The sequence below is a fragment of the Streptomyces sp. PR69 genome, from assembly GCF_026420845.1.
Lineage (GTDB): Bacteria > Actinomycetota > Actinomycetes > Streptomycetales > Streptomycetaceae > Streptomyces.
Map to the genome: position 1 here is coordinate 37,984 of NZ_JAOWCB010000021.1, position 24,050 is coordinate 62,033.

Here is a 24,050-nt window from a genome sequence, read left to right on the forward strand (position 1 = left end):
TTTTCACATGAGCCTGAGCCAAGCCCCCCGCGCCGCCCTGTCGGCAGCCGCGCTGGCTGCCGTCTGCGCGCTCGCCCTGACCGCCTGCAGTGCGGACGGCGGCAAGTCCGGCGGGGGCGGCAACTCCAACTTCGTCAGCGGAACCGGCGGAGTCGCCACGGTCGCCAAGGGGGAGCGGCAGGCCGTCAAGGAGCTGGCCGGTGAGACGCTCACCGGGGAGCATCTCGACGTGGCCGACCTCAAGGGCAAGGTCGTCGTGCTGAACATCTGGGGCTCCTGGTGCGGACCGTGCCGCGCCGAGGCCAAGCATCTGGCGAAGGTCTCCAAGGAGACCGAGAAGGACGGCGTCCAGTTCGTCGGAATCAACACCCGCGACCCCGAGAAGGGCCCCGCGATCAACTTTGAGAAGGACTGGGGAATCGAGTACCCCAGCCTCTACGACCCGAACGGCAAGCTGATCGTCCATGGCTTCCCCAAGGGCAGCCTCAACCCGCAGTCCATTCCCACGACGATCGTGCTGGACCGGGAAGGGAAGATCGCGGCCCGCGCCGCGGGCGGGGTGGACGAGAAGAAACTCCGCTCGATGATCGACCCGCTGATCGCGGAGAAGTAGCCGATGACTGAAACGGTCGTCGGCGGGGCGCTCCTGCTGGCCCTTCCCATTGCGCTGCTCGCCGGTTTGATCTCCTTCTTCTCCCCGTGCGTGCTGCCGCTCGTGCCCGGCTATCTCTCGTACGTGACCGGGGTCACCGGCACCGATCTCGCGGAGGCCAGGCGCGGCCGGATGGTCGCCGGCGCCTCCCTCTTCGTCCTCGGCTTCACCGGCGTCTTCGTCTCCGGCGGGGCCCTCTTCGGGTACGCGGGCTGGACGCTCCAGGAGCACCGAGAGACCCTCACGACCGTCCTCGGCGTGCTGATGATCCTCATGGGCGTCCTCTTCATGGGGCTGATGCCCTGGATGACTCAGCGGGAGTTCCGCTTCCACAGGCGGCCCGCCACCGGGCTGCTGGGCGCGCCGCTGCTGGGCGCGCTTTTCGGCATTGGCTGGACCCCGTGCGTCGGCCCCACGCTGACCGCCGTCAACGCGCTCGCCGCCGAACAGGGCAGCGCCGGGCGCGGGGCGCTGCTGTCGGTCGCGTACTGCCTCGGTCTCGGACTGCCATTTGTGCTCGCCGCCGTCGCCTTCCGCAAGGCGCTCGGTGCGTTCGGCTGGGTCAAGCGGCACTATGCGTGGGTGATGCGCATCGGCGGCGGCATGATGATCGCGACCGGTCTGCTGCTGCTCACAGGTGCATGGGACACGATGGTCCAGCAGATGCAGGTGTGGTCCAACGGCTTCACGGTGGGGATCTGACCCATGAGTTCCACGAGCAGGACAGACGCAAGCAGGACCGAGACGGGCAGGACAGACACGGGCAAGACCGAGGCGGGCAAGACCGAGGCGGGCAGGACGGAGGCGGGCGAAGAGCGCGACGAACTGCGCACGGCCGACCTCGGCGAAGCCGGGGAAAGGCTCTCCACCGCCCCGAAGGACGACGTCGGCGACACTCCGGGCGCCGCCGGTCCGGCCGGCGGCCCGGTCCTCGGCGTCATCGGCTGGCTGCGCTGGTTCTGGCGGCAGCTCACCTCGATGCGGGTCGCGCTGATCCTGCTCTTCCTGCTGTCCCTGGGCGCGATCCCCGGCTCGCTCATCCCGCAGAACAGCGTGAACGACCTCAAGGTCCAGGACTTCAAGGCCGAGCACGAGACCCTCGCCCCGATCTACGACAAGCTCCAGCTCTTCGACGTCTACAGCTCGGTGTGGTTCTCGGCGATCTACATCCTGCTGTTCGTCTCCCTCATCGGCTGCATCGTGCCGCGCTCCTGGCAGTTCGTCGGCCAGCTGCGCTCCCGCCCGCCCGGCGCGCCCGGCCGGCTGACCCGGCTGCCCGCGTACACCACTTGGCGTACGGAGGCCGCGCCGGAGCAGGTCCGCGAGGCCGCGGGGAGGCTGCTCGCCAAGCGCCGCTTCCGCGCCCACACGGTCGGCGACGCCGTGGCCGCCGAGAAGGGGTATCTGCGCGAGGCCGGGAACCTGGTCTTCCATATCGCGCTGATCGTGATGCTGGTGGCGTTCGCCGTCGGCCAGCTGCTGAAGTCCGAGGGCGGCAAGCTGATGGTGGAGGGGACCGGCTTCTCCAACACCCTCACCCAGTACGACGACTTCAAGTCCGGTTCGCTGTTCAGCACCGACGAGCTGGCGCCGTTCTCCATCTCCCTGGACGAGTTCACCGGCACATACGAGAAGACGGGCCCGCAGCGCGGCACCCCCCGCACCTTCCGGGCGGACGTCACCTACTCGCAGGGCGACGGCAAGGACCACAAGGCCGCCATCGAGGTGAACAAGCCGCTCGTCATCGACGGCACCAAGGTCTATCTGCTGTCCCACGGCTATGCGCCCGTCGTCACCGTCAAGGACGGGCGCGGCAAGGTCGTCTTCAACGGCGCGGTGCCGCTGCTGCCCATCGACGACAAGGTGTCCTCCACCGGCGCGATCAAGGTGATGGACGGCTACCGCGACAAGGACGGCAAGCGCGATCAGCTCGGCTTCGCCGCGTTCTTCGTGCCGACGTACGGGGGCAAGGGCAGCGGCCAGATGTTCTCCCAGTTCCCGGGGCTGGAGTTCCCGGTGCTGAACGTCGGCGCGTACCACGGCAGCCTGGGCGTCGACTCCGGACTGCCGCAGAACGTGTACCAGCTCGACACCCGCAAGATGACGCCGTTCAAGGACGCCGACGGCAATGTGCTGAAGAAGTCGCTGCTGCCGGGCGAGACCCTTGAGCTGCCGGACGGCGCGGGCTCCATCACCTTCGAGAAAGAGGTGAAGGAGTGGGCCAGTTTCCAGATCTCGCAGCAGCCGGGCAACGGCTGGGCTCTCGGCGGCGCGATCGCCGCGATCGCCGGTCTTGCCGCGTCGCTGTTCATCCAGCGCCGCCGGGTGTGGGTGCGGGCCCGGACGGGCGAGGACGGCGTCACCGTCGTCGAAATGGCGGCCCTCGGCCGCAGCGAGTCGGCGAAGCTGCCGGAGGAGCTGGCCGACCTCGCCGCGACCCTGCACGCCGCGATGCCGACCGCCGAGACGCCCACCGCCGCGACGCCTGATCCCCCGGGCGTCGAGAAGGCCGGGGGCGCAGAGAGCAACGAGGACTCCGTGAACTCCGCGGACACCGTGGACACATCTGCCGAAGGGGCTGAGAAGTGACTCTCGCCGCCGCGACCAACGAGAACCTCGCCAGCATCAGCAATGTGCTGATCTACTCGGCGATGGCCGTGTACACCCTGGCCTTCCTCGCCCATATCGCCGAGTGGGTCTTCGGCAGCCGCAGCAAGGTGGGCCGCACCGCCGCCGCGCTGACCACGGACGCCGGCCCCGCCGCGAAGACCGCCGCGGGCCCCGTCGTACAGACCAGGGCAGGCGGCGCCGCCGTCCTGGAGCGGCCCAAGGTCATCACCCGCTCCGCCGCCGGGCAGCGGGACGTCCCGGACGGCCCCGGCGCCCACGGCGGCACCGAGAAGGGCGATCTGTACGGACGGATCGCCGTCTCCCTGACCGTCCTCGCCTTCCTCATCCAGGCCGCGGGCGTCCTCGCCCGCGCGCTCTCCGTGCAGCGTGCCCCCTGGGGCAATATGTACGAGTTCTCCATCACCTTCTCCACGGTGGCGGTCGGCGCGTACCTGGGCTTCCTCGCCGCGAAGAAGAACATCCGCTGGATGGGGCTGCTGCTCGTCGCGACCGTCCTCGCCGACCTGGGCATCGCCACCACCTGGCTGTACACCGAGAGCGACCAGCTGGTCCCGGCGCTGCACTCGTACTGGCTGTGGATCCATGTCTCCACGGCCATCTTCTGCGGCGCGGTCTTCTACCTCGGCGCGGTCGGCACCCTGCTGTACCTCTTCCGCGACTCGTACGAGGCGAAGCTCGCCCGCGGCGGCAGCCCCGGCCGCTTCGCCAGCTCCGTCCTGGAACGGCTGCCCTCGGCCGCCTCGCTGGACAAGTTCGCCTACCGCGTCAACGCGGCCGTCTTCCCGCTGTGGACCTTCACGATCATCGCCGGGGCGATCTGGGCCGGGGACGCCTGGGGCCGGTACTGGGGCTGGGACGCCAAGGAGGTGTGGTCCTTCATCACCTGGGTCGCCTACGCCGCCTACCTCCACGCCCGCGCCACGGCCGGCTGGAAGGGCCGCAAGGCCGCCTGTCTGGCGCTGGTCGCCTTCGCCTGCTGGCTGTTCAACTACTACGGCGTCAATCTGTTCGTGAACAGCCTCCACGGCTACGCGGGCGTCTGACCGGCTGCGCGGGCGTCTGACCGGTCGTCCTGCGGTAGCGGGCGCGTTCCGGCGGCGTGACGCTGGTGCCATGGGCAGTGAAGCGATTCCCTATGGCGCCAGCGAGACCCGCGACGGCGAGCACGTGCTGCACTTCGTGCTGCATCTGCCGCACCCCGTCGTCTATGTGTGGGCCGCCGTGGCCACACCGGAGGGCCTGCCCCAGTGGCTGGCGGCCGCGGATCTGCTGGAGCCGCGGCTCGGCGGAGACGTGACCCTGCGCTGGCTGAACACAAACACAGACAACCGGCACACCGTCGTGTCCGGGCGGGTCACCGCCTGGGAGCGGGAGTCCGTCGCGGAGTACACGGTCGAGCGGCACGGGCGGATGCGGTTCCATATGGAGCCGCCGCCCGCCGACTCGTTTGCGACGGTGCTGCGCTTCACCAATGAGTTCCGCGGCGACGAGGACTTCCGGCTCGACTGCCTCGCCGGATGGCACCGGCATTTCGAACTGCTGGACGATGCGCTGGACGGGCGGCCCGCGGACTGGTCCGCCTGGACCATGGACCGCTGGCGGCAGCTCCGGGAGGAGTACGCCCGGAGGCCGTCGCTCAGCCGACCGTGATCAGGCGGCAGTCGTTCAGCCGAGCGTGATCGCGTTCAGCTGGGCGCGCAGATGCGCATGGGAGTCGATGCCGCGGATCACGGTGCCCGGATCGCACTCGTAGAAGTACACCAGTGACATCAGCTCCTCGGCCGGTGCGTCCGCGGGCGGCGGCAGCACCCGGTGCCGCCCGGAACGCCAGCGGCCGCCGCTCCAGTGAGCCATCAGATCGCCGATGTTGACCGTCAGCGCATCGGCCTCCGGGTCGTACGGGGCGTCCTCCCAGCCGCCCTCCTCCGTGAAGACCTGCAGCCCGCCCTTGCCCGACTGGCGGTCGAGGACCGTGACCGTGCCGAAGTCCGTATGCGGCCCGATCCGGAACTGGCCCGGCCGCGGCTCGCCGACCACCTCGCGCCCCGGATACCAGTTGATGTTGAACCCCCAGGTGGGGTGCGCCGTGTGGCGGGTGAAGAAGTCCTCCTCCTCGCCGAGCGCCTCGCCCAGCAGTCCCAGCAGCCGGTCGGAGAGCGTACGCATCGCGCTGAGATACCGCTCCACGGCCGGGCGCAGCCCGGGGACCTCACGCGGCCAGGCGTTCGGCAGAAACCACTCGGCGTCCACCGCGGGGTCGCCGGTCGGCTCGTACGAGGCGAAGGAGAACGACTCCTTCAGATCGGGCGGGGTCTCGGTGCCCTCCGCATAGCCGTTGGCCTCCGCGCCCGGACCGAGCCAGCCGCGGCCGCCGACCCGCACCGCGTACGCCTCCTTGACGGGGGCCGGAAGCCGGAAGAAGCCACGGGCCAGCTCGCGGATCTCCGCCCGCAGCGACCGGTCGACGCCATGCCCGGCGACCATCAGGAATCCCGCGGTGCGCAGAGCGGCGTCCACGGCTGCGGCGGTACGGGCACGGGTCTCGGGGCCGCCGGTGAGCCAGGCGCTCAGATCGACCGTGGGGATACGCGCACCGGACGCCGTCATGGCTGCTTGGGGTCCTCGCCCTGCCCCTGCTCGCGCTCGCGCCGCTCGTCCTGCTTGCCCTCGTCGTGCTTGCCCTCGTCCTGCTCGCTCTCTTCCTGGTTGCTCTTACGCGGTCTCTCCTGACGCTGCTTCTCATCGCGCAGCGACTGGAGGAACTCGGGATTGTCGTCCGGCGCCACCCATTTCGGCCGGCGGCCGCGGTGCCACTCGGAGGGGGTGCGGCCGTTCGCCGCCACACGGCGTGTCTTGCCCGCCGCCAGCCACACGACCGGGCCGACGATCCAGAAGAGCAGGATGATGAAGACCCAGGCGATCTTGGGCAGATGCTTGGCCTCGTCCTCGGGGGTGTTGAGGCAGTCGATGAACGCATAGATGGTCAGTGCCAGCGGCACGAGAAACATCAGGGCCCTGAGCATGGTGGACGCGTCCCCCAGAGTGCGGCGGCGGGCCTGCGCGGCCCAGGTGACACGGCCCAGGGTATCCGGCCGTCTGTTCTGCGCGGGGCGCGCGCAGCCTCCGCGTCCCCCTCCGGGCTGTGTTTGTCCGGGGGCGACCCCCGGACCCCCGGTACGGCGGCCGTCTGTTCTGCGCGGGGCGCGCGCAGCCTCCGCGTCCCCCTCCGGGCTGTGTTTGCCCGGGGGCGACCCCCGGACCCCCGGTACGACGGCCGTCTGTTCTGCGCGGGGCGCGCGCAACCCCCGCATCCCCCTCCGCGATACTGGGGCACATGGCTTACGACGATCTCCGCTCGTTGCTCAGGGCGCTGGAGCGCGAGGGCGACCTCAAGCGCATCAAGGCCGAAGTCGACCCGTATCTGGAAGTCGGGGAGATCGTCGACCGGGTCAACAAGGCCGGCGGGCCCGCGCTGCTCTTCGAGAATGTCCGCGGCTCCGCGATGCCCCTCGCGATGAACGTCTTCGGCACCGACCGCCGGCTTCTCAAGGCCCTCGGACTGAAGTCGTACTCCGAGATCAGCGACAAGATCGGCGGCCTGCTCAAGCCCGAGCTCCCGCACGGTTTCGTCGGCGTCCGCGAGGCCTTCGGCAAGCTCGGCTCGATGGTCCACGTACCGCCGAAGAAGGTGAAGGAGGCCCCCGTACAGGAGGTCGTCCTGCGCGGCGACGACGTGGATCTGGACCGGCTGCCGGCGCTGTTCACTTGGCCCAAGGACGGCGGCTCCTTCTTCAACCTGGGCCTCACCCACACCAAGCACCCCGAGACCGGCGTCCGGAACCTCGGCCTGTACCGGCTCCAGCGCCATGACCGGAGCACCATCGGCATGCACTGGCAGATCCACAAGGACAGCCGCAACCACTACCAGGTCGCCGCCAAGCGCGGCGAACGGCTGCCGGTCGCGATCGCGTTCGGCTGCCCGCCGGCCGTGACATACGCGTCCACCGCGCCGCTGCCCGGCGACATCGACGAGTATCTCTTCGCGGGCTTCGTCCAGGGCAAGCGCATCGAGATGGTCGACTGCAAGACCGTCCCGCTGCAGGTTCCCGCGCAGGCGGAGGTCGTGCTCGAAGGCTGGCTGGAGCCGGGCGAGATGCTGCCGGAAGGGCCCTTCGGCGATCACACCGGCTTCTACACCCCGCAGGAGCCGTTCCCCGCGCTGACCATCGACTGTGTGACCATGCGCCGCCGGCCGCTGCTCCAGTCGATCGTCGTGGGCCGCCCGCCGACGGAGGACGGCCCGCTGGGCCGGGCCACCGAGCGGTTCTTCCTCCCCCTGCTCAAGATCATCGTGCCGGACATCGTGGACTACCACCTCCCCGAGTCCGGCGGCTTCCACAACTGCGCGATCGTCTCGATCGACAAGAAGTACCCCAAGCACGCGCAGAAGGTCATGCACGCCATCTGGGGCGCGCACATGATGTCGCTGACCAAGCTGATCGTGGTGGTGGACGCCGACTGCGATGTCCACGATCTGCACGAGGTGTCCTGGCGGGCCCTCGGCAACACGGACTACGCACGCGACCTGACCGTGGTCGAGGGCCCGGTGGATCATCTGGACCACGCCTCCTACCAGCAGTTCTGGGGTGGCAAGGCAGGCATCGACGCGACCCGCAAGCTGCCTGAGGAGGGGTACGTGCGAGACGGGGGCTGGCCGGACATGGTGGAGTCCGACCCGGAGACGGCGGCGCTTGTCGACCGCCGCTGGAAGGAGTACGGGCTGTCGTGAGCGCCTCCGCCGCAGCCGTACCCGGACCCGGTCGCACCCGCGCGTTTCTGCGCCTGGTGATGATCGAGCACTCGGTCTTCGCGCTGCCCTTCGCCTATATCGCCTCCCTCACCGCGATGTTCCGGATCGACCAGAGCATCCACTGGGGCGAACTGCTCCTCGTCACCGTCGCCATGGTCGGGCTGCGCACCTTCGCGATGGCCTGCAACCGGATCATCGACCGTGAGATCGACGCCCGCAATCCGCGCACGGCGGGCCGGGAACTGGTCACCGGAGCGGTCTCCGTGCGCTCCGCGTGGACCGGCGCGCTGATCGCCGTGGTGATCTTCCTGGGCGCGGCGGCCGCGCTGAACCCGCTCTGCCTCGCCCTCGCCCCGCTCGCCGTGATCCCGATGGTGGTCTATCCGTACGGCAAGCGCTTCACCAACTTCCCGCACGCGATCCTGGGCCTGGCACAGGCGATCGGCCCGATCGGGGCATGGCTCGCCGTCACCGGCGCATGGTCCTGGGAGGCGGTGATCCTCGGATTCGCCGTCGGCATCTGGATCGGCGGCTTCGACCTGATCTTCGCCTGCCAGGACGTCGAGGCGGACCGCACCCAGGGCGTGATGTCGGTCCCGGCCCGCTTCGGCGTTCCGGCGGCGCTGTGGGGTGCGCGGTGGAGCCATGCGGTGACGATGCTGCTGTTCGTCTGGTACGCGCTGGCGACGGACGCGGGGGCGTTCTTCTGGCTGGGGCTCGGGGTGGTGGCGACGGCGTTCGTGTACGAGCACACGATTGTGCGGCCGCATGATCTTTCGCGGCTGAACCGGGCGTTCTTCACCGTGAACGGCTTTATCGGGATCGCGCTGTTCTGCTGTGCGCTGCTTGATCTGCTGGTGCGGGGGCTCACGGCCTGACTGGCCACATCCAGTCCCGTGGGGGTACCGCCGTGGGGGTGCCCCCGGACGGAGTCTGGGGGAGGCAGCTGGGGGAGATTGAGGCGCGGGGGTCCGGGGGCGGAGCCCCCGGTTACCAGGCGCCCGGGCCCGTGGCGGCCGGACGCCGCGGCGGGTCGCGGAAGAGGAACGCCGCGGCCGCGCCGCCCAGCAGGCCGAACAGATGGCCCTGCCAGCTGATGGCCGCGTCCGTGGGGAGGACGCCCCAGATGAGGGAGCCGTACAGCGCGGCGACGACCAGGCCGATGACGACCTCCAGCGGTTTGCGGTTGACGAAGCCGCGGACCAGCAGATAGCCGAAGAGGCCGAAGACGACGCCGGACGCGCCCGCGGTGATGCTGTTGTCGGGTGAGGTCAGCCAGATGCCGAGGCCGGAGACGACGATGATGGTCGCCGCGACCGCGAGGAAGCGGCGGATGCCGGAGAGCGCGGCCAGAAAGCCCAGGATGAGCAGCGGCACGGTGTTGGCCGCGACATGCTCGAAGCCGTGGTGCAGAAACGCCGCGGGGATGACGTCCCGCAGCTCGGCGGGCTGGCGCGGTGTGATCCCGTACGTGTGAAGTCCGCCGCCCGTCGCCAGGTCGAGGGCCTGAAGGGTCCACAGCAGCGCCACCCAGCCCAGCATCAGCTTGGCCGCGGCCAGGGCGCGGGCGCTCGGGCTCCATCCGGTCGGTTCCCCGGTCGCCATGGAAAGCCCCCTCACGGTCGCAGTGCCTTCTCCGCGGAAACGTCCGGGGCACCGTGCACAGTTCCGGGCCCGCCCCGGCGGATAGGCTCATTGGCGTGGAGCCGGTACAAGAACAGCGTCGCCCCTGGGTCGTCGGGGTGTCGGGCGCGTCGGGGACCCCTTATGCGGCCGCCGTGCTGCGCGGTCTGCTCGCCGCGGGCGAGAGCGTGGATCTGGTGGTGAGCCGGGCCGCGCGGCTGACCCTGCTCGACGAGACGGGCATCTCCTTCAGGGACGCGCGCTGGCGGGAGGATCTGGCCGAGTGGCTGGCGCGCGGGGCCGACAGCAAGCCCGACGCGTTCGACGGCGGCGCGGTGGACGTGTCGGACGTACGGCACTGGGCGGCGGGGGATCTGGCCGCCGGGCCGTCCTCGGGGTCGTACCCCGTCAAGGGGATGCTGATCGTGCCCGCGTCGACGGCCTGTGTGGCGGGTGTGGCGCTGGGGCTTTCGAAGGATCTGCTGCAGCGGGCGGCGAGCGTGACGCTGAAGGAGCGGCGGCCGTTGGTCGTGGCGGTGCGGGAGACTCCGCTCAGCGGTCAGACGCTGAAGGCGCTGGTGACGCTGGACGAGGCGGGCGCCGTGGTGCTGCCCGCCTCTCCGGCGTTCTACGCGGGGGCGACGCACATCCAGGATCTGGTGGACTTCGTCGCGGGGCGGGTGCTGGACGCGGCAGGCGTGCCGCATCGGCTGTACCGCCGTTGGGGGGGAGAGCTGGGCGGCTCTCGTACCGGTTAGCCCGGTCAGCGCTTCTTGGCGCGGCGCGGGGTACGGGTCTTGTCGGCCCGGCGGGCGGCCGGGGGCTGGTGGGCACGCGAGCGGTCGGCCAGCTCCTGAAGCTGTCGCATCTGGGCGTAGGCCATCTCGATCGTGTACACGGTGGGTTTCATCTCCTGAAGGATCGTCGTTGATCGTCTGAAAGATTCACAGGGTGTCGGCCCTGTATGCCTTAGATTCTACACGTAAACTTGCGGTATTGCTGAACAATGGAAGGCTCAGGCTTATGGACGCCGTGGACAGGCAGCTCATCCAGGCCCTCAGGGAGAACGGCAGGGCCTCGTATGCGGAGCTCGGCCGGCTGGTGGGGCTCTCCGGTCCCTCCGTCACCGACCGGATCAACCGTCTCGAGGCCGCGGGCGTCATCACCGGCTACCGCGCCACGGTCGACGCGCCCTCGCTCGGCCTCGGCGTCACCGCGCTCATCGGCATCTCGCTCTCCGACGCCGCCGACCACGAGGATGTGGCGCGCCGGCTGAAGGACCTCGCCGAGATCGAGGACTGCTGGTTCATCGCGGGCGACGACTCGTACATGCTCAAGGTGCGCGCCACCGACGTCGACGGCCTGGAGAAGACGATCCGCCGGCTGTCGGGGACGCGGGGCGTGTCCCGTACGCGTACGACGATCGTGCTGTCCACGAAGTGGGAGAACCGGGTCGGGGACCTGCCCGAAGAGGCGTAGCCGTAGTCTGGGTGGGGCCCGATTGATTGACGTATGGGAGGCGGGCGCATGGACGCTGGACTCAAGCGCGAGCTGGAGGAGAAGGTCCGCTCCGGCGAGCGGCTGACCCGTGAGGACGGCATCGCGCTGTACGAGTCGGACGACCTGGCCTGGCTCGGCGGGCTCGCCCACGAGGTGCGCACCCGCAAGAACGGCGACGTCGTCCACTTCAACGTCAACCGTCATCTGAATATGACGAACGTGTGCACGGCGTCCTGTGCGTACTGCTCCTTCCAGCGCAAGCCGGGGGAGAAGGACGCGTACACGATGCGCATCGAGGAGGCCGTCCGCCTCGCCAAGGCGATGGAGAGCGAGAACCTCACCGAGCTGCACATCGTCAACGGGCTCCACCCCAATCTGCCGTGGCGTTACTACCCGCGCTCGCTGAGCGAGTTGAAGAAGGCGCTGCCGAACGTCTCGCTGAAGGCGTTCACCGCGACCGAGATCCACCACTTCGAGACCATCTCGGGACTCTCGGCCTCCGAGATCCTGGATGAGCTGATCGAGGCGGGCCTTGAGTCGCTGACCGGCGGCGGCGCGGAGATCTTCGACTGGGAGGTCCGCCAGCACATCGTCGACCACCGCACCCACTGGGAGGACTGGTCGCGCATCCACCGCCTCGCGCACGAGAAGGGGCTCAAGACCCCGTGCACGATGCTGTACGGCCATATCGAGGAGCCGCGGCACCGGGTGGACCACGTCCTGCGGCTGCGTGAGCTCCAGGACGAGACCGGCGGCTTCCAGGTCTTCATCCCGCTGCGCTACCAGCACGACTTCGTCGACATGAAGGACGGCAAGGTCCGCAACACGCTCCAGGCGCGCACCACGATGGCGACGGGCGCGGAGGCGCTGAAGACGTTCGCGGTGTCCCGGCTGCTGTTCGACAACGTCCGGCATGTGAAGGTCTTCTGGGTGATGCACGGCGTGCAGACCGCCCAGCTCGCGCTGCAGCACGGCGCGGACGACATGGACGGCTCGGTCGTCGAATACAAGATCACGCATGACGCGGACAACTACGGCACGCCGAACAAGCTGACGCGGGACGATCTGCTGGACCTGATCCGCGATGCGGGCTTCCGCCCGGTGGAGCGGAACACCCGGTACGAGGTGATCCGGGAGTACCCGGGGCCGGACCCGGACCGCCGGGAGTCCCCCCAGCCGATGCGGGTCTGACCCGCCCGGCGCGGGGCTGCCCCGCCGTCGCGAGGCTGACCGCCGCCCGCGGCGCTGCCCCGCCCGCCCGATTGATCCACTGCGCGTCGTGCTTCACTGGACAGGCATCGCCTGTCGTACGAAGAGAGAAGGCCCGCCGTGTCCGCAGCAAAGCCGAACGCCGCGATCCGGTACACACTCCTGCGTCTTGCCGTCTTCGTCGGCTCGTTCCTCGTCGTCGCCGGGCTGGTCCAGTTCGGCATCCTGCCCAAGGGGCTCGGCGACTCCAACTTCGTCTGGGTCGTGCTGCTGGCGCTCGTCGTCTCCGCGCCGCTCAGCTTTGTGCTGCTGCGCAGGCAGCGGGAGGCGATGTCCGAGCAGATCGTCGACCAGGTGGACCGGGCGAAGGCGCGCCTGGAGGCGAACCGCACCCAGGAGGACGGGGCGTAACCTTCCTCACATCCGTCCGCATACCTTCCGGAGTCCCAGCAGGGGAGTACCCGCTCCCTGGCTGGGACTCTGTGGTTTTGGGGCGTGACCGCCTTCGAATCAGACCCAAAGAAGAGCTTTGAGCTTCTCAAAGTTCAAGTGTTAACGTGTCCGGCATGACGACAGCAGTGCGCCGCCACCACGACGCCGCGGGCATCCCGCTCGTGGCGCGCCTGCATGTCGATCTCTGCCGCTGTATGTCCGCGGTCTGTTGCCGCTCGGTCTGACCCGGCATCATGCAGCGGCGCCGCGCATCTGCGCGTGGGCGCCGCACCTTCTGTCCGTATGACTTGAAGCTCTATACGTCACTGGAGTGTGCCCGTGTCCGCGAACACCGCGAACACCCCATCCGCGTCCCCCTCCCCGGCCGATTCCCCCGCCCCGGCTCCCGCGTCCGGCTTCCGGCTGCCGAAGGTCCCGTTCTGGGCCCAGATCGTCGCCGGTCTCACCCTGGGCGTCCTGCTCGGCTGGCTCGCCCGCAGCCAGGACGTCTCCTGGCTCAAGGACACCCTCGACCAGATCGGCTCGATCTTCGTCCAGCTGCTGAAGCTGGCCGTCGCGCCGCTCGTCTTCTTTGCGATCCTGGTGTCGATCACCAATCTGCGGAAGGTCAACAACGCCGCCCGGCTGGCCACCCGCACCCTGCTCTGGTTCATGATCACATCGCTGATCGCGGTCGGCATCGGCCTGACCATCGGCCTGCTCACCAACCCGGGCTCCGGCACCGGCCTCACGCCCCGCGACGGGGCCGCGCCCAAGCACGAGGGCAGCTGGATCGACTTCCTGACCGGGATCATCCCGACCGACGTCATCACGCCCTTCACCGAGCTGAACGTCCTGCAGATCGTCTTCATGGGCGCCGTCGCCGGCATCGCCGCCCTCAAGCTCGGCGAGCGCGCCCAGCCGATCCTCGCGCTGAGCGAGTCCGTGCTGGAGCTGCTGCAGAAGGCCCTGTGGTGGGTCATCCGCCTGGCGCCGCTCGGCACCGTCGGCCTCATCGGCTATGCGATCGCCGACTACGGCTGGGAGCTGATCGGCAAGTACGCCACCTTCACCGCGGACATCTACATCGGCTGCGCGCTGGTGCTGTTCGGCGTCTACCCGCTGCTGCTCGCCACCGTCGCCAAGGTCAGCCCGGTGCAGTTCTTCCGCGGCGCCTGGCCCGCCATCCAGCTGGCCTTTGTCTCCCGCTCCTCCGTCGGCACCATGCCGGTCACGCAGCGGGTCACCGAGCGCCTCGGCGTTCCGAAGGAGTACACCTCCTTCGCGGTGCCGTTCGGCGCGACGACCAAGATGGACGGCTGCGCCGCGATCTACCCGGCCATCGCCGCGATCTTCATCGCGGAGATCTTCGGGATCCAGCTCGGCATCCAGGAGTATCTGCTCATCGTCTTCGTCTCGGTCGTCGGCTCCGCCGCCACGGCGGGCCTGACCGGAGCGACGGTCATGCTCACCCTGACCCTCTCCACCCTGGGCCTTCCGCTGGAGGGCGTGGGTCTGCTGCTGGCCATTGACCCGGTCCTGGACATGATGCGCACGGCCACGAACGTCGCCGGCCAGGCGCTGGTCCCGGTCGTCGTCGCGGCCCGCGAGAAGATCCTCGACCACGACGCGTACAACTCGGCCACCTCGTCCCCGATCACGGACACGGACGTCCGCGAGGCCGAGCGGAAGCCGTCGCTTCCGGTGGTCGCGGCCTAGCGCTCCGCGGAGGCAGCGCTCCGCGGGGGACGTGCCCGCGGCCGGCCGTTGGGCGGGTGCGGGCACGCCGTGGCGCTGCCGTCAGCTCGCGACGCCCGGCACGGCGGCGGCCCGGAGGCGGTGCAGGACCGCCATGCGGTTCTCGGCCTGGATACGGCGGGTGGCGGCGCGGTCCGGGTAGCAGCGGGTGAACATCCGGGTGAAGTGGGTCCCGTAGTGGAGGGTTTCGGCGGCCGCGCCGGGGGCCGCGGTGAGCGGGCGCAGCGTGGTGTCGAAGGCCGGTTCGTGGAAGTAGGCCAGAGCGAAGCGCTCGCGGTCGGCCAGCTGGACCTTGTGCGGGGTGGAGAGCAGAGCGCCGTCCGTCAGGAACTGGAGGATGTCGCCGGGGAAGACCGTGATGGCGGAGGGCGTCGGCGGGACGTAGATCCAGCCGGCGTCCTGCTCGTACATCCCCGCCGTGCTCTCGCCCTCCCGCCAGTTGCGGGCCCGGGGCTCGCCGGGGAGGGGCGGGCGGACGTAGAGGCCGCCGACGCCGTCCTGGACCGCGAGGACCAGCAGCCCGTAGTCGGTGTGCGCGCCGATGCCGCGGACGGCGCCGGCGGGGGTGGGGGCGCCGGCGGGTGCGGGCGGGAAGCGCAGGACGCGCAGATGGTGCCAGCCGTCGCGGGTCAGGGAGGTCAGCGCGGCGGGGTCGGACAGACCGAGACCCAGCGCCGTGAGTTGCAGGATCGTTTCAGCGAGGGCGCCCAGGCCCGCCGCAAAGGCGCTGACGGCCTGTCGGAAGTCCGCGCCCGGCCAGGGCACGGGGCCGTGGCACGGCCAGCCGTCCCGTACCCGAGGATCGTCCCGGGGGATGTCCCGGGTGACGGTGAAGATCTCCGGCCGGTCCGGCTCGCCCGCGGTCAGCTCCTCGCCCGAGGCGGCATAGCCGCTGTAGGACAGATCGCTGACGAGCGCCGATTTGGCCAGGTGCGGCCTGATGAAGAACCGCCGCGCGGCGCCCGTCGCGGAGCCGGTGAGGGCGTCCTGCGCGGGGGACGCGGCGGCCTGGAAGACGCCGTCGGTCCGCCAGGCTCGCAGAAGCGCCTGGCCGAGAGCGTGGTCGGCCGCATCGCCGCGGACCGACTCCGGCAGATGGAACGTCTGAAGCGTCGTCATCCCGCTCGCCTCTCTTGTGATGTCTCCTGCGCGCCGCCGGGCGTCGCTGAGCGTTCCTATGGCCGCAACACGTAGGGAACGTGAGGAAGGTTCAGTTACTCCTCGGCCACCCGGCCGCGAGGAGCGGTTCAGGGCCATCGGCGGGCCGTAGGCTTACCGGGCGGTAGGGGGAGCGGGGGAAGCAGGTGTGGCGTGTGGGGCGGGAGGATGTTCTGAGATGGGTGCGGCGAAGAGCGCTACCAGTGCGACCAGCGCGACGAGTGCGACGAGTGCGACGAGCGCGAAGGGCAAACGCATGCCGCGTGCCGTCCGCGAGCGCCAGATGATGGACGCCGCGGTGCGGACCTTCGGACAGCGCGGCTACCGCGCGGCGTCGATGGACGAGATCGCCGAACTGGCGGGGGTGTCAAAACCCCTGGTCTATCTGTATCTGAACTCCAAGGAGGAGCTGTTCACCGCTTGCATCCGACGGGAGGCGCAGGCGCTGATCGAGGCCGTGCGGGCCGGGGTCGAGCCGGGGCTTCCCGCCGACCGGCAGCTGTGGACGGGGCTCGCGGCGTTCTTCACGCACACCGCGCGGCACCCGGACGGCTGGGCGGTGCTGCACCGTCAGGCGCGTACGCACGGCGAGCCGTTCGCCGCGGTGGTCACGGCGATGCGGAATGAACTGGTGGCCTTTGTGACGGCGCTGATAGGGGCCGCCGCCCGTGAGACGCACCGCGGCCCGGAGCTGGGCGACCGCGATGTCGCGGGGCTGGCCCAGGCGCTGGTGGGCGCGGCGGAGTCCCTCGCGGGCTGGGCGAACGAGACCGGGGGCGTGACGGCCAAGGAGGCGGCCGGCACCCTGATGAACTTCGCCTGGATGGGCCTCGGCAACCTCATGGAGGACCGGCGGTGGTCTCCTCCGCGCTGACGCTCAGCGGGACGGAGCGGCCGGCGCTCAGCCGTCCGCCGCCGCTCGGCGGTCCGCCGATTCTCCGCCGTCGCCGTGCCGTCGGCGCCACTGCTGTACGACCTCCTCGACGTCGTACGGCTTGAGCCCCAGCGGCGGCCCCTCCGGCGGGCGGCGGATCGCCTGGGCGATCTTCTCGTTGATCCCGGCCACGATGCGGCGCACCGCCGTCTCCGAGGGGGCCCGGGCCGCGGACGCCAGCGCGTCCTCCGCCTCCTTGCGGAGCGCGAGCGTCGGCGGCAGCACGGACAGGCCCTCGCGCTGCATCTTGCCCTTGACCCACCACAGATCGTCGTAGGCCTCGCCGCTCTCCGGCAGGGGCATGCCGATGCCGGGCAGGTCCTTGAAGTCGCCGCGCTCCGTCGCCTCACGGATCTGCCGGTCGACCCATGATTCAAAGCTGACACCGGGTGGCTTCCGCTCCGTCATGACTCCAGCGTACGAGCCCGGCGTGCCAGATGGCCGGGATCCGCCGCTCGAAGCGGTGAATCCCGGCCAGGGAGTGCCAGAGCGCACCGTGTGGTGCGGGGTCAGCAGGTGCCGGACGTCCGTTCGCCCGCGAAACGGCCGGCAAGCCAGTCGCCCGCCCGGACCGACTCCGTGATCACGCCGCTGACGTGCTCGCCGAGCCAGATCGTGCGCCACCGCACATCCGCGCCCCGCGCGCACCAGTCGTCACGCAGCCCGCGGCCGAGCGAGTACGGGATCAGCTCGTCGGCGAGGGCGTGGTACAGATACACGGGGTGGTCGGGCGCGCGCGTGCCGAGGTCGGACTCGCTCAGCCGGCGCTGCCACTCCGGCGTCTGCAGCGGGTCGCGCACGGTCAGGTCGGAGATCTTCTTGAAGGAGCCGACCGTCGTGTCGACCGCCACGCAGTTGTTCCGCAGGAAGCCGATCAGCGCCTTGCCCGCCCGGTTCAGATAGGAGTCGAGCTTCAGCTCCGGGAAGGCCGCGTCCTGCCCGGCGGCGGCCATGAACAGCAGCCCGGAGCCGTACGAGCCGTCGTGGACGGGCGCGAGGGCGGCGAGCTTCGCGGGGACGCCGCCGGTGACCGTGCCCTTCACGTTCAGCTCGGGCGCGTACGAGCCGTGCAGCTCGGCGGCCCAGCTGGAGGCCTGGCCGCCCTGCGAGTACCCCATGATGCCCACCGGGGCATCGGGCGCGAGACCCGCCTCGGGCAGGGCGATCGCGGCGCGCGCCGCGTCGAGGACGGCATGGCCCGCCGAGCGGCCCACCGTGTAGGTGTGGTCGCCCGGTGTGCCCAAACCCTCGTAGTCGGTGACGACCACGGCCCAGCCGCGCAGGGTGAGCTGCTGGATGAGGTTGGCTTCGAGCGTCGTGCCGTGCGGGAAGCCCGCGCTCGGCGCGCAGCTGTCGCCGAGGCCGACCGTGCCGACGGCGTAGGTGATCAGCGGCCTGGGCCCGTCGTCGGCGTCGCGGCCGTCCTGGGGGACGATCACCGTGCCGGAGACGACGCTGGGCGCTCCGAGCGCGGTGGTCGACCGGTACTCGATGCGCCAGGCCTTGGTGCGGGTGGGCTGTCCGGGCAGGGGGTGGAAGGAGCTGGGCTCGGTGGCGACGAGATCGCCGGGCGCGGCGGTCTCAGCGGCGGTCTCAGCGGCGGTCGCGGCAGAGGTCCCGGCGCCGGTCTCGGCGGAGGCGGCGGCTGGCACGGCTGCCGACAGACCGAGCGTGACGGCCAGGGCCAGCGCTTTTGTACGGAGACGCATAGGCGGCTCTCCCAACGGTCCATGAGCTGGGCGGTTGGGGAGACCGTAGTGACCGGCGGGTAAGTTCCGTCCTGACCGGGAAGCTCAGCTTTACTGACTTTCTGTCAACCGGACCCGCCCGCCGGGTAGCGGTTGCGGTACGCGCCCGGCGTCGTGCCCGTCCACCGCCGAAACGCCCGGTGGAACGACGTGTCCTCGGAGAAGCCGAGCCGCGCCGCCAGCTCCGCGATGGGCTCGCGCCCCTCCACGAGCCCGGCGATCGCCGCGTCCCGCCGTACCGCGTCCTTGAGCTGCTGATACGAGGTGCCCTCCTGCTGAAGCCTGCGCCGCAGGGTCGCCGGGCTGACCGCCAGCCGGGCCGCCAGCTCGCCAAGCGACGGCAGCCGCGGCGACGAGACCAGCGACCGCGCGAGCGCGCGGCGGACCCGCTCGGCGCAGGTCGTGCCGTACTCGCGACGGCTGAGCAGCTCGAACGGCGAGCCCCGCAGCATCTCCTGAAGCGCCTCCTCGTCCCGCACCAGCGGCGACCGGAGCCAGTGCGCGTCGAAGACGACGGCCGTCGCCTGCTCCCCGAAGCGCACGGGGCAGCCGAAGAGCAGCGGATACTCGTCCTTGTGGGGCGGCGGGGGATAGCCGAATCCGGCCCTCAGGAGCGGGATGCGCCGGCCGATCAGCCAGCTGCACAGCCGATGCCAGATGATCAGCAGACATTCGCTGAGGAAGCGTTCCCCGTCCCGGGCGAGGTCGTTGCGGACCGCGAACGTCGCCTCCTCGCCGTCCGCCGTGAGGGCGAGATCGGGGCCGTGGGGGAAGAGCCGGTAGAAGGCGATGCCCCGGTCGACGGCTGCGCCCAGATCGCGGCAGCCCAGCGAGGCATGGCACATCATGGCGAAGGTGCCGGGGCGGCTCGGGGCGGACCCGAGGCCCAGGAACTCGTCCCCGGTCGCCCGGTACAGCGCCCGGAACAGCAGGGCGAACTGATCGGGCGTGACCCGGGCGCGGTCGTCGCCGAGCAGCAGCGGCGGGATGCCGGCCGCCTGGAGCAGGGGTGTCGTGTCCAGCCCGTGCCGCTGGGCCCCGCGCAGCACGGCCCGCACATGGTGGACGGTGATGGTCCGCTTCCCCATGGTCATCGACCGTAGCGGGGTTGAGCGGCCCGGTCAGCGGGGCTGACGTTTTCCGTCATCCCGGTGGCCGGGACACCGTCCCTACCGTCGGCTCATGACGCGATGCGAACCTCCTCGGACGCAGGACCGGCCGCAGGACCGGACGTACGACCGTCCCCCGACGCTGGCGCTGCTCGCGGAGTGGGCGGGCGGGCGCTACGCCGGCCATCCCGCGCTGAGATTCAAGACGCGATCCGAGCGGGGCGGATGGGAGACGGTGTCGTACGCCGGGCTCCGCACCCTGGTACGGCGGTGCGGCCGACGCCTCCTGGACCTGGGCACAGCGGCCGGGGACCGGGTCGCGATCCTGTCCGAGACCCGTCCCGAGTGGACCTGTGCCCATCTGGCCGTGCTCGCCGCGGGCGCGGTGACGGTCCCGGTCTATCCGACGGCGGGCGAGGCCGAGCTGCGCTGGGTGCTCTCCGACTCCGCCGCCTCGCTGGCACTGTGCGAGAACGACGCCCAGGCGGCACGGGTGGAGGCGCTCAGGGCCGCGGGCGCGCTGCCGCACCTGCGGCATGTGCTGCTGCTCACGGACACCCCGGCGGACGCCCCCGCGCCTCATGGCGCTCCGCTCGACGACGTGCTGCCGCTCGACGACGCATTGGCGGTCGACGACGCATTGGCGGCGCGGGCCGGGAGCGTACGGGACGAGGACGACGCCGCGATCGTCTACACCTCCGGCACCACCGGCCCGCCGAAGGGCTGCCGGCTCACCCACCGCTGCCTGGGCGCGACCCTGGACGCCACACTGCCGCTCCAGGACGGCGGGCCCGGCGACCGGACGTATCTGTATCTGCCGCTTGCGCATCTGCTCGCCCAGCTGACCGAGTTCTCCACCCTCGTCCGCGGCGGCGAGCTGTGCTTCTTCGGCGGCCGCATCGAGGACGTCGTCGCGGAGCTGGCCGAGGCGCGGCCCACCCATCTGCCCTCCGTGCCCCGGCTCTTCGAGAAGGTCCACTCGGCCGTGCTGTCGCTGGCCCAGTCGCAGGAGGGCGGCCGTGAGCGGTTCGAGGAGGCGGTGCGGATCGGGGTGCTGGCGGCCGAGGGACGGCTGCCGGACGACTTGCGGGCCGCCTGCGAGGAGGCAGACGAGCGCCTGTACGGACCGGTCCGCGAGGCCTTCGGCGGCCGGCTGCGCTGGGCGCTGACCGGCGCGGCCCCCATCGCACCGGCCACGCTGGACTTTCTGCGGGCCTGCGGGATCGCCGTCTACGAGGGATACGGAATGACCGAGTCCGGCGGGGTGATCTCCCTCAACCATCCGGGCGCGGTGCGGTACGGCACGGTGGGGCGGCCCATCGGCGGCTGCGAGGTCGATATCGCGGACGACGGCGAAATCCTCGCCCGCGGGCCCGCGGTCTTCCCCGGCTACCACCGCGACCCGGAGGCCACCGCCGCCGTGCTCGACGCGGACGGCTGGCTGCACACCGGGGATCTGGGCGCGCTGGACGAGGACGGGTTCCTGACCGTCACCGGCCGCAAGAAGGACCTGATCATCACCTCGTCCGGCAAGAATCTGACCCCGTCCCACGCCGAGCTGGCCATCGAGCGTGCGCCCTGTGTGGCGCATGCGGTGCTGGCCGGCGACCGCCGCCCGTATCCGGTCGCCCTGATCGCGGTCGACCCCGACGAGGTCCGCGGTCTGGGCCCGGACGCCGTGCGCTTCCTCGTCCAGCAGGCGGTGGACGCCGCCAATGCGACGCTGTCGCGCCCGGCGCGGGTCAGGGCGTTCACGGTCCTGGACGGGGGTTTCAGCGTCGAGGGCGGGGAGCTGACTCCGACGCTCAAGGTCCGGCGGCGGGCCGTGCTGGAGAAGTACGCCGACGACGTCGACAGGCTGTACGCGGAGGGCTGAAACCGGGGCCCGGGAAGAGGGGCCCGGAAACGGGGCCGAAAAGGCAGGAGCCCTGCTCGTACGAAAGTACGGAACAGGGCTCCTTGGGTACTGCTAAGTAGGACGCGATAGCCGCCCGGGTCGCTTAGACCGGGGTGACGTTCTCCGCCTGCGGGCCCTTCGGGCCCTGCGTGACGTCAAAGTTCACCTGCTGGTTCTCCTCCAGGGAGCGGAAGCCAGAGGCGTTGATCGCGGAGTAGTGAACGAAGACATCCGGGCCGCCGCCGTCCTGGGCGATGAAGCCGAAGCCCTTTTCAGCGTTGAACCACTTGACGGTTCCGGTAGCCATAAGCCCTCCTTGGGCCAAAGGGTTGCCCTGCTCCAGAACCTGCAAGAAGTCTGAAAACTACAAAAGCCTGCGGGTTACATGCTCCGCAGGCTCTGTACTGCAAGGGAAACCAAACTGCAACTTGCGTTGAGCCTAGCACGCACGGTGTTCGTTGCGGTAGAGGGAAAGATCACGTCACCCGGATGTTTGACAGAGGGTGTCGCCGCGCTGACGGCGGACCCGGCGGCGCCGGGCCGGGTGGCCGGGTCTAGCCTCACGATGTGGACAAATCCCTGCGGAGCCGGCCCCGCGTCGGCCACATCCAGTTCCTGAACTGTCTGCCGCTCTACTGGGGGCTGGCGCGGACCGGAACGCTGCTTGATCTTGAGCTGACCAAGGACACCCCGGAGAAGCTCAGCGAGCGCCTGGTGCAGGGCGACCTCGACATCGCCCCGATCACCCTTGTGGAATTCCTGCGCAACGCGGACCGGCTGGTCGCCTTCCCCGATCTCGCGGTCGGGTGCGACGGCCCCGTCATGTCCTGCGTGATCGTGTCGCAGCTCCCGCTGGAGAAGCTGGACGGCGCGCGGGTGGCCCTCGGCTCCACCTCCCGCACGTCCGTACGGCTGGCGCAGCTGCTGCTCGCGGAGCGGCACCAGGTCGCCCCCGACTACTACACCTGCCCTCCCGACCTGGGCGTGATGATGCAGGAGGCGGAGGCGGCCGTGCTCATCGGGGATGCGGCGCTGCGCGCCTCGCTGCACGATGCGCCGCGGCTCGGCCTCCAGGTCCATGACCTGGGACAGATGTGGAAGGAGTGGACCGGCCTGCCGTTCGTCTTCGCGGTGTGGGCGGCGCGCAGGGAGTATCTGGAGCGCGAGCCCGTGGTCGTACGGAGGGTGCACGAGGCATTTCTCGCCTCGCGCGATCTGTCCCTGGAGGAGGTCGGGAAGGTCGCAGAGCAGGCCGCCCGCTGGGAGGCGTTCGACGCCGAGCTGCTGGAGCGCTACTTCACCACGCTCGACTTCCGCTTCGGTGTCGAACAGCTTGCCGGGGTACGGGAATTCGCCCGCAGGACCGGCCCGACGACCGGCTTTCCGGCGGATGTGACGGTCGAACTGCTCGGCCCCGCCTGAGCCGCGGCCCGGCTCCCGGGCCGAGTCCCAGCCCGAGTCCCGGGCCGGGGCTCCGCCCGGGCGACTGCGCGTGGCTCAGGGGACGCGGATCGGGGCCTGCATCTGTTCGCTGATCCACTTGAGTGAGCCTTCCCCCATGCCCCGTACGTAACTGCGGGCGTCGTGCCCGCCGTTCTCGATGACCTGGAGACGGGTCTTCACCGGCCCCTTGCCGTAGTCGCGGATGAACCTCTTCAGATTGTTCATCCCGGACTCCTTGGTGCCGATCTGGAAGGCCAGAAACACCTCGTTTTCCTTGGTGTCAGGCCGCGTCGACAGAGATTCCGCGAGTTTTTCCGGGTTGTTCGCCTGGCGTTCCCTCTCATGCCCGGACCAGAGCGGGGAGTCGGGCACAGTGTCCGGGCCCGAGGCGATCACCGCCTTGAATTTGTCCGGACGCTCCAGCGCCGACTTCAGGCCGACGAACCCGCCGGAGGACGACCCCATGAACGCCCAGCCGTCACGGGATTTGAAGGTGCGGAAATTGGCCCGGACGAAGTCCGGCACGTCCTCGGTCATCCAGGTGCCCATCTTCGGCTGGCCCGGGATGTCGCTGCCGTCGTAGTAGTGGTCGGAGTCCGGGTTGAGCACCGGCATCACCACGATGAACGGCAGGCTCGCGCCCTCTTCCGACCACCGGCTGATGTTCTCCTGGAGCTTCAGGTCCGTGCCCATCCAGTAGTTCGTGGGATAGCCGTGCCCGCCCGGCAGGGAGATCAGAACGGGGAAGCCGCTGGAGGCGTAGGCGGGGTCGAAGTACTCCTTCGGGGCCCACACCCACACCTGGCCCGTGAAGCCGGACTTCCTGCCCTCCAGCGTCGTCACGCCGATCCTGGTGCCGTCGTCCAGCGTGTTGGCCGTGGTGAACGAAGCCTTGGGCCCGGTCGGCAGCTGCGTCTTGGCAGCGGCCTCGGCCGCCCGCCCGCCCTTGGCCCCCGCCCCGCCGGCGGCCGCGGCCCTCGCCCCTGGGGTGTCAAAGCTGACCGGGTCGCCCTCGCTGGAACAGCCGGCGGCGAGCGTGAGCGCGGCGAGGGCGACGGCGGTCATCAGAGCCTGGGGAAGGCGTTTCATCGTTGCTCCGAATCTTCCGACATGACGGGAAATACGGTCATGTGTGGATGGACGCCT

Annotated in this window: 25 protein-coding genes; 15 read left to right on the plus strand and 10 right to left on the minus strand. The window is 70.3% G+C overall.

Annotated elements, in window-relative coordinates:
* The first annotated feature begins 7 nt into the window (after window positions 1-7).
* The 5 genes from OF819_RS20005 to OF819_RS20025 all read left to right on the plus strand — a co-directional run bounded on the left by OF819_RS20005 (window position 8) and on the right by OF819_RS20025 (window position 4,933).
* Window positions 8-613, plus strand: a complete 606-nt coding sequence (locus OF819_RS20005) for a TlpA family protein disulfide reductase (RefSeq protein WP_267244964.1) — start codon at window positions 8-10, stop codon at window positions 611-613.
* Between the two features lie 3 nt (window positions 614-616).
* Entirely contained in the window at window positions 617-1,354 is a 738-nt protein-coding gene (locus OF819_RS20010; protein WP_267244965.1) for a cytochrome c biogenesis CcdA family protein, read from the plus strand.
* 3 nt (window positions 1,355-1,357) lie between these two features.
* Window positions 1,358-3,241, plus strand: a complete 1,884-nt coding sequence (gene resB, locus OF819_RS20015; protein ID WP_267244966.1) for a cytochrome c biogenesis protein ResB — start codon at window positions 1,358-1,360, stop codon at window positions 3,239-3,241.
* Window positions 3,238-4,326 carry a c-type cytochrome biogenesis protein CcsB gene (gene ccsB, locus OF819_RS20020; RefSeq protein WP_267244967.1) on the plus strand — a complete coding sequence of 363 codons (1,089 nt, stop codon included), beginning with the start codon at window positions 3,238-3,240 and terminating at the stop codon, window positions 4,324-4,326. The genes resB and ccsB overlap by 4 nt, the downstream gene beginning before the upstream one ends.
* A gap of 70 nt (window positions 4,327-4,396) precedes the next feature.
* Window positions 4,397-4,933: an SRPBCC domain-containing protein gene (locus OF819_RS20025; RefSeq protein ID WP_267244968.1), complete on the plus strand. Its 537-nt coding sequence runs from the start codon at window positions 4,397-4,399 to the stop codon at window positions 4,931-4,933.
* 15 nt (window positions 4,934-4,948) lie between these two features.
* Here OF819_RS20025 and OF819_RS20030 read toward each other — a convergent pair whose 3' ends face one another.
* Entirely contained in the window at window positions 4,949-5,890 is a 942-nt protein-coding gene (locus tag OF819_RS20030) for an isopenicillin N synthase family dioxygenase (RefSeq protein ID WP_267244969.1), read from the minus strand.
* Window positions 5,887-6,306 carry a PLD nuclease N-terminal domain-containing protein gene (locus OF819_RS20035; RefSeq protein WP_267244970.1) on the minus strand — a complete coding sequence of 140 codons (420 nt, stop codon included), beginning with the start codon at window positions 6,304-6,306 and terminating at the stop codon, window positions 5,887-5,889. Before OF819_RS20035 ends, OF819_RS20030 begins: the two co-directional genes overlap by 4 nt.
* Window positions 6,307-6,617: 311 nt before the next feature.
* Between OF819_RS20035 and OF819_RS20040 the strand changes: the two genes are divergently transcribed.
* A complete protein-coding gene (locus tag OF819_RS20040) occupies window positions 6,618-8,072 on the plus strand; it encodes a menaquinone biosynthesis decarboxylase (RefSeq protein WP_267244971.1) in 1,455 nt (484 codons plus the stop codon).
* Complete coding sequence (mqnP, locus tag OF819_RS20045; RefSeq protein ID WP_267244972.1) at window positions 8,069-8,971, plus strand: menaquinone biosynthesis prenyltransferase MqnP; 903 nt, start codon at window positions 8,069-8,071, stop codon at window positions 8,969-8,971. Before OF819_RS20040 ends, mqnP begins: the two co-directional genes overlap by 4 nt.
* A gap of 112 nt (window positions 8,972-9,083) precedes the next feature.
* Here mqnP and OF819_RS20050 read toward each other — a convergent pair whose 3' ends face one another.
* Window positions 9,084-9,698: a rhomboid family intramembrane serine protease gene (locus tag OF819_RS20050; protein ID WP_267244973.1), complete on the minus strand. Its 615-nt coding sequence runs from the start codon at window positions 9,696-9,698 to the stop codon at window positions 9,084-9,086.
* Between the two features lie 95 nt (window positions 9,699-9,793).
* Here OF819_RS20050 and OF819_RS20055 point away from each other — a divergent pair, with 95 nt between their 5' ends.
* Window positions 9,794-10,474: a UbiX family flavin prenyltransferase gene (locus OF819_RS20055; protein WP_267244974.1), complete on the plus strand. Its 681-nt coding sequence runs from the start codon at window positions 9,794-9,796 to the stop codon at window positions 10,472-10,474.
* Window positions 10,475-10,479: 5 nt separating this feature from the next.
* On the opposite strand, the gene OF819_RS20060 is transcribed toward OF819_RS20055, so the two are convergent.
* Complete coding sequence (locus tag OF819_RS20060) at window positions 10,480-10,626, minus strand: hypothetical protein (RefSeq protein ID WP_267244975.1); 147 nt, start codon at window positions 10,624-10,626, stop codon at window positions 10,480-10,482.
* Window positions 10,627-10,739: 113 nt separating this feature from the next.
* Between OF819_RS20060 and OF819_RS20065 the strand changes: the two genes are divergently transcribed.
* From OF819_RS20065 to OF819_RS20080, 4 genes are all read left to right on the plus strand, one after another.
* Window positions 10,740-11,195: an Lrp/AsnC family transcriptional regulator gene (locus OF819_RS20065; protein ID WP_267244976.1), complete on the plus strand. Its 456-nt coding sequence runs from the start codon at window positions 10,740-10,742 to the stop codon at window positions 11,193-11,195.
* A gap of 48 nt (window positions 11,196-11,243) precedes the next feature.
* Window positions 11,244-12,407 carry an aminofutalosine synthase MqnE gene (mqnE, locus tag OF819_RS20070; protein ID WP_267244977.1) on the plus strand — a complete coding sequence of 388 codons (1,164 nt, stop codon included), beginning with the start codon at window positions 11,244-11,246 and terminating at the stop codon, window positions 12,405-12,407.
* Window positions 12,408-12,545: 138 nt separating this feature from the next.
* Window positions 12,546-12,836, plus strand: a complete 291-nt coding sequence (locus OF819_RS20075; RefSeq protein WP_267244978.1) for a DUF4229 domain-containing protein — start codon at window positions 12,546-12,548, stop codon at window positions 12,834-12,836.
* 360 nt (window positions 12,837-13,196) lie between these two features.
* The gene (locus OF819_RS20080) at window positions 13,197-14,576 is read left to right on the plus strand and encodes a dicarboxylate/amino acid:cation symporter (protein WP_416370578.1); all 1,380 of its coding nucleotides are present in this window, start codon (window positions 13,197-13,199) and stop codon (window positions 14,574-14,576) included.
* 81 nt (window positions 14,577-14,657) lie between these two features.
* Here the strand turns inward: OF819_RS20080 and OF819_RS20085 are convergent, their stop codons facing one another.
* Window positions 14,658-15,734 carry a 2OG-Fe(II) oxygenase family protein gene (locus tag OF819_RS20085; RefSeq protein ID WP_267244979.1) on the minus strand — a complete coding sequence of 359 codons (1,077 nt, stop codon included), beginning with the start codon at window positions 15,732-15,734 and terminating at the stop codon, window positions 14,658-14,660.
* A gap of 295 nt (window positions 15,735-16,029) precedes the next feature.
* Between OF819_RS20085 and OF819_RS20090 the strand changes: the two genes are divergently transcribed.
* Window positions 16,030-16,647, plus strand: a complete 618-nt coding sequence (locus OF819_RS20090; protein WP_267244980.1) for a TetR/AcrR family transcriptional regulator — start codon at window positions 16,030-16,032, stop codon at window positions 16,645-16,647.
* Window positions 16,648-16,674: 27 nt separating this feature from the next.
* On the opposite strand, the gene OF819_RS20095 is transcribed toward OF819_RS20090, so the two are convergent.
* The 3 genes from OF819_RS20095 to OF819_RS20105 form a co-directional block, all read right to left on the minus strand.
* The gene (locus tag OF819_RS20095) at window positions 16,675-17,115 is read right to left on the minus strand and encodes a DUF1992 domain-containing protein (protein ID WP_267244981.1); all 441 of its coding nucleotides are present in this window, start codon (window positions 17,113-17,115) and stop codon (window positions 16,675-16,677) included.
* A gap of 101 nt (window positions 17,116-17,216) precedes the next feature.
* Window positions 17,217-18,416 (minus strand): lipase family protein, encoded by a 1,200-nt coding sequence (locus OF819_RS20100; protein ID WP_267244982.1) that lies wholly within the window; start codon window positions 18,414-18,416, stop codon window positions 17,217-17,219.
* A 104-nt stretch (window positions 18,417-18,520) separates the two neighbouring features.
* Entirely contained in the window at window positions 18,521-19,549 is a 1,029-nt protein-coding gene (locus OF819_RS20105) for an AraC family transcriptional regulator (protein ID WP_416370579.1), read from the minus strand.
* 88 nt (window positions 19,550-19,637) lie between these two features.
* Between OF819_RS20105 and OF819_RS20110 the strand changes: the two genes are divergently transcribed.
* Entirely contained in the window at window positions 19,638-21,440 is a 1,803-nt protein-coding gene (locus OF819_RS20110) for an AMP-dependent synthetase/ligase (protein WP_267244984.1), read from the plus strand.
* A 124-nt stretch (window positions 21,441-21,564) separates the two neighbouring features.
* On the opposite strand, the gene OF819_RS20115 is transcribed toward OF819_RS20110, so the two are convergent.
* Complete coding sequence (locus OF819_RS20115; RefSeq protein WP_003984261.1) at window positions 21,565-21,768, minus strand: cold-shock protein; 204 nt, start codon at window positions 21,766-21,768, stop codon at window positions 21,565-21,567.
* 260 nt (window positions 21,769-22,028) lie between these two features.
* On the opposite strand from OF819_RS20115, the gene OF819_RS20120 reads away from it, so the two are divergent.
* Window positions 22,029-22,883: a menaquinone biosynthetic enzyme MqnA/MqnD family protein gene (locus tag OF819_RS20120; RefSeq protein WP_267244985.1), complete on the plus strand. Its 855-nt coding sequence runs from the start codon at window positions 22,029-22,031 to the stop codon at window positions 22,881-22,883.
* 75 nt (window positions 22,884-22,958) lie between these two features.
* Here OF819_RS20120 and OF819_RS20125 read toward each other — a convergent pair whose 3' ends face one another.
* Window positions 22,959-23,993: an alpha/beta hydrolase gene (locus tag OF819_RS20125; RefSeq protein ID WP_267244986.1), complete on the minus strand. Its 1,035-nt coding sequence runs from the start codon at window positions 23,991-23,993 to the stop codon at window positions 22,959-22,961.
* Between the last annotated feature and the right edge of the window lie 57 nt (window positions 23,994-24,050).